Raw genomic sequence first — 3,803 nt, forward strand, 5'->3', positions numbered from 1 at the left:
GGGATGATGACTCCCGCGCAGGCTTCGGGAACGACAGGCGACAGGGACATGAAATGGACAAGCCGCAGGCTGCTGGCAATAAAATCCAGGAATATGGCGGACATCACTGAAAAAGGTTTACCTTTGCAGCCTGTCAGTGGTCTCCTTCCGGCCTACGGCCTCCAGTCAACCACTGACAGGGATAAGGCTCGGATGGTAAACTCATTCCAGGATTAACAACAAAAAGTCAATTTATATCAGTATTAATCAGTAAAACCGAGTCAACCTAAATCAGGAAAACACACTTTCCTTCGTTTTTGCAAAGGCAACACATTGACGGTTAAGGAGATGTTTGACGCCTCTTTCGGCGATTATGCGAAAGCGTTTGTCCGTGCCTTCGTGACGAGCTTTTTCGTCTTTCTCTGGACTTTGTTGCTTATTGTTCCTGGCTTCATCAAGGCATTGGCCTATTCCATGACTTTCTTTATTTCCGATGAACATCCTGAATGGACCACCTTACAGTGCATCGATGAAAGCGAACGCATGATGAAGGGTCACAAATGGGAACTCTTTTTACTCATTTTGAGTTTCATCGGCTGGTTCTTGCTGGCATTACTATCTTTGGGCATAGGTTTCCTATGGCTAAGACCATATATACATGTTGCAAAGGCAAAGTTCTACGAACAGCTGAAACTCGAAAATTGTGACGAGACTATATGATTTTCATAATCGGCCATAAACAAGGAAACCCGCTCAAAGGCGGGTTTCCTGTTTTTACGGGCAGCCTTATCATTTCCTAATCTGCTCGAAACCTTGTCCGTAGGCACCCATCACGGTGTTCATGGTCATGAAAGCCTTGGGGTCTTCGTCTTTCACGATGCGCAGGATGGCTTGCGATTCGCGCTTGTGGGCAACGACCATCAGGATGTCGCCTTCACGTTTGGTATACCAGCCTGTGCCTTTTATCGTGGTCACGCCACGGTGCATTTCGTTGGCGATGCGGTTAGCCACTTTTTCAGGCTCTGAAGTGAAAATGAAAGCCTGAACCGACTGCTTGTTACCTGTCAGGACCAAATCGATGCAATAGCTGCAAACTGCCAAAACGACGAAACTGTAAATGATGCTCTCTACGCTGTGGAAAACAAAATAGGAACTGCCGATGATAATCAAATCGCAAATGAGGATGACGCGGCCTTGTGAAATGTTGTGGTATTTGTTGACAATCATTGCGATAATGTCGGTGCCGCCTGTGCTGCCGCCTTGCGTGAAAGCCACGCCGATACTTGCTCCGGCCAAGGCACCGCCTAAGATGGCTGCCAGAAAACTGTCCTTGACAAAAAGATCCATGGTGCCTGCCAGCATGGGGTCGGTGATGAAATGCTGCTGCAACGACATGAAAACTGATGCCATTACAATGGAGTAGGCCGTCTTGATACCGAAACCTGGTCCGATGACTTTCAAAGCAATCAGCAACAGAATTATGTTGATGACAAAAATGGAAATACCTGTTGAAAGACCTGTTGCCCAATAGATTAAGGTCGCAATGCCACTGACACCGCCGCCCATTAGGTGATTGGGGATAAGGAATGCCGTCCAGCCAAAATCCATGACGAAAATGGCAATCGTGATGATGACGTAACGCTTGATTTCTTCCAAAACTGTTTTCTTGTCTGCTTTCATATTTTATTCTGATTATTGCTGCAAAAGTATGATTTTTCCCTTAGATTATGACTCGCTTTTGCTTTTTTCGTTTCTTTGCATATTGAAAACGAGGCATTGAGGTCGCGAGAATACGAGACATCTCGAAATCCCGAAGCCTCGCAGCCCCGAAATCCAAATTGATGTTTAATTTTGAACAGTTACTTAATATGGACGAACCTATCCTTAATGAACATAACAAGGCGGAATTTCCGCCGGCGCACACTGCCGAGCATCTTTTGAACGCCACCATGGTGAAAATGTTCGGTTGCGAACGCTCAAAAAACATGCATATCGAGCGTAAGAAAAGCAAAATCAATTATCTGCTGAGCGAAGCCCCGACGGCAGAACAAATCGCTGAAGTGGAGGCGACCATCAACCGGCTGATTGCCGAAGATTTGCCTGTCACCTTTGAGTTTGTCACCCGCGATACGATTCCTGAAGGCGTGAAATTGGACAAACTGCCTGAAGATGCCAGCGAGACTTTGCGTCTGGTGCGCATTGGCCATTATGATGTCTGCCCTTGCATCGGGACACATGTCGCTTCCACCAAGGGAATCGGCAGTTTCCGTATAACCAGCACGAGTTTCAGCGAAGGATCCTTCCGTATTGTCTTCAAGGTGGCGGAAGAATGACAGTTTCTGATTCATTTTTGTAGTTTTTATGCACTTAAACATAATTTATGCGAAGTTCAATTAACTATCTGTTACACAGTGGAAAAAACTCAAAGTTATTGTATTATCTTAATGCATACGCTCGCGAATTGATTCCTGACAGCTTGTTCCGTAAACGTCTTCAGCAAGAGTTGGAGTGTTGTGCAAGTCTTTATGATGCCGCCTATATTGCCGACCGCGTCGATTACTATTGCCATGCAACCGAAAGCATCGCGCCTGATGCCACGCCTCTTAGCAGTTTTCATAGAACAGGTCACAGTAGCGTTTATTATTTTGATAGCCATGAAATAGTACGTTGGTTCAACCCCGATTTTCATTGGAAGTATCTTTTCGGCGACATCCGCGATATTCCTGATTCACCTACCGTAGTGAAAAGCCGCAATATCAGTGAAGATAATGGCAATGCTGTTTTGCTGAATCTTGACAAATGCCGTCATTTTGTTTTCCTTAACGACAAGAAGGATTTCTGTGACAAGAAAGATGTCGCAATTTTCAGAGGACAAGTAGGCACTCGAGAGAACCGCATACGATTTATGGAAATGTTTGGCAATCATCCCAGAATTGATGCAGCTAATACGGTGGCAAAAGGGGGTCTGTTTTCGGGTAATCCCGACGGGAAAGCCACATCCCCCCGTCTGTCACTCTACGAGCATCTCGACTACAAATATATCATGGCATTGGAAGGCAATGATGTGGCAAGCAATCTGAAATGGGTGATGAGCAGCAATTCGTTGGCGGTCATGCCTCGTCCAACTTGTGAGACTTGGTTCATGGAGGGCAGATTACAACCCAATGTGCATTACGTTGAAATCAGGTATGACTATGCCGACCTGATTGAAAAAATGGATTATTACACCGCGCATCCCGATGAGGCTAAAGCTATTGTACACAACGCTAATCAATATGTTGATCAATTCCGTAATAAACGCCGCGAGCGTTACATCGCACTTCTTGTGATGCAATGCTATTTTTCTCTTCCCCTGCTATGATTTACAAAGCAAGGAATTCGCTTTTTATAGTGTGTCATTATCCGAAAGCGAGAATCTTTATTGCTAATTTGCATATTGTCGGATTTGTGGAAAATTTGCGATAGGGATGGACACGTGCTATATATAATAAGGTGCCCTCCCAAAAAGTCCCGAGGCGAGTCCGTCCCGGGCCTCCGCGCAACGGCATTGAGACCGAGAAACGCGTGCGGATTCCCGCCGGAAATGCGCGGAAAACGGCGTAAATCGGCCCCTGGGAAACCGCCGGAAGCCGCATTTTCCGCAGGAAAACCGTCTCCAGGCAATGGCTTTTGCAAAAAGCGTGAAATTTATCTCTCTGATATTCAGATAGAATGTAAAAATATTGAAAAATAATGAAAATAGTTGTTGGAGGTAAGGGAAAATGTAGTACTTTTGCACCCGCAAACGAAAGGAACGGGGGGCTGAAAGACGAGGGGAGTTTGCG

The 3,803-nt window shown here is 45.7% G+C and carries 5 protein-coding genes; 4 read left to right on the forward strand and 1 reads right to left on the reverse strand.

From position 1 onward, the window contains the following. On the forward strand, positions 1–216 hold a 216-nt coding region (locus tag AC06MN_RS08910; RefSeq protein WP_475672018.1), incomplete at its 5' end, for a hypothetical protein. A gap of 96 nt (positions 217–312) precedes the next feature. Beyond that, the gene (locus tag AC06MN_RS08915; protein WP_475672019.1) at positions 313–699 is read left to right on the forward strand and encodes a DUF975 family protein; all 387 of its coding nucleotides are present in this window, start codon (positions 313–315) and stop codon (positions 697–699) included. Between the two features lie 69 nt (positions 700–768). On the opposite strand, the gene AC06MN_RS08920 is transcribed toward AC06MN_RS08915, so the two are convergent. Beyond that, positions 769–1,659, reverse strand: coding sequence for a YitT family protein (locus AC06MN_RS08920; RefSeq protein WP_475672020.1), 891 nt, complete (start codon positions 1,657–1,659; stop codon positions 769–771). A gap of 161 nt (positions 1,660–1,820) precedes the next feature. Between AC06MN_RS08920 and AC06MN_RS08925 the strand changes: the two genes are divergently transcribed. Together AC06MN_RS08925 and AC06MN_RS08930 are read left to right on the forward strand one after the other, a co-directional pair. Then, a complete protein-coding gene (locus AC06MN_RS08925) occupies positions 1,821–2,312 on the forward strand; it encodes an alanyl-tRNA editing protein (protein WP_475672021.1) in 492 nt (163 codons plus the stop codon). Positions 2,313–2,410: 98 nt separating this feature from the next. Beyond that, positions 2,411–3,340, forward strand: a complete 930-nt coding sequence (locus AC06MN_RS08930; protein WP_475672022.1) for a glycosyl transferase family 90 — start codon at positions 2,411–2,413, stop codon at positions 3,338–3,340. Positions 3,341–3,803: the final 463 nt, after the last annotated feature.

The organism is Candidatus Limimorpha sp., from assembly GCF_056203535.1.